A 987-nucleotide genomic window follows, 5' to 3' on the forward strand; every position below is an offset into this window, starting at 1 on the left:
ACATCGGCGCAGCCAATGTGTAATCAAAGTTCAACTTTGATACGTTCTCGTTTATCTCGACTTGGGGGATTAGCTCAGTTGGCTAGAGCACCTGCTTTGCACGCAGGGGGTCAACGGTTCGAATCCGTTATTCTCCACCAAGTCAACAACCTTTATGGTTATGAATTGACATAAGATCTTTGACATATTGACACAAGCAAAACTGTAAGTAATGAACTTTAGTTCAGACTAAAGTAAATCAAATCGCAAGATGAGATTTCACTTTGTTAGAATACAGCTGAAAGTATGAGCTACTTATTCGCTGTCAGGTTAAACTGATAGCAAATACAGTCGTAAAGAAAGTAAGAAAGGGCGTATGGCGGATGCCTAGGCTCACGGAGGCGATGAAGGACGTGATAAGCTGCGATAAGCTTCGGGTAGGTGCAAATAACCTTTGATCCGGAGATTTCCGAATGGGACAACCTAGCCGTCTGAAGGACGGTTACTCTTCTAATGTAAGAGAGCTAACGCAGGGAACTGAAACATCTTAGTACCTGTAGGAAGAGAAAATAAATTAATGATTCCCCTAGTAGTGGCGAGCGAACGGGGAACAGCCCAAACCAGTGGCGTCGCAAGGCGTGGCTGGGGTTGTAGGACCGCGACATTGTATGCAAATCGTGAACAGAACACTTTGGAAAATGTGACCATAGACGGTGATAGTCCAGTATGTGAAGCGAAATGCAGCATAGCGGTATCCTGAGTAACGCGGGACACGAGGAATCCTGCGCGAATCTGCCGGGACCATCCGGTAAGGCTAAATACTCCCGTGAGACCGATAGCGAACGAGTACTGTGAAGGAAAGGTGAAAAGAACCCCGAGCAGGGGAGTGAAATAGTTCCTGAAACCATGCGCCTACAAGCGGTCGGAGCATCTTACGATGTGACGGCGTGCCTTTTGCATAATGATCCTACGAGTTACCGTCACTGGCGAGGTTGAGTGTCACGAGAC

At 47.0% G+C, this 987-nt stretch carries 1 tRNA gene and 1 rRNA gene; both read left to right on the forward strand.

What is annotated here, in order from left to right:
- Positions 1-63 precede the first annotated feature (63 nt).
- Positions 64-140, forward strand: a tRNA-Ala gene (locus tag CFT61_RS16330).
- Positions 141-335: 195 nt separating this feature from the next.
- Positions 336-987 (forward strand): 23S ribosomal RNA (locus CFT61_RS16335); the annotation flags it as partial.

It is taken from the genome of Segatella copri, from assembly GCF_002224675.1.
Lineage (GTDB): Bacteria > Bacteroidota > Bacteroidia > Bacteroidales > Bacteroidaceae > Prevotella > Prevotella copri_U.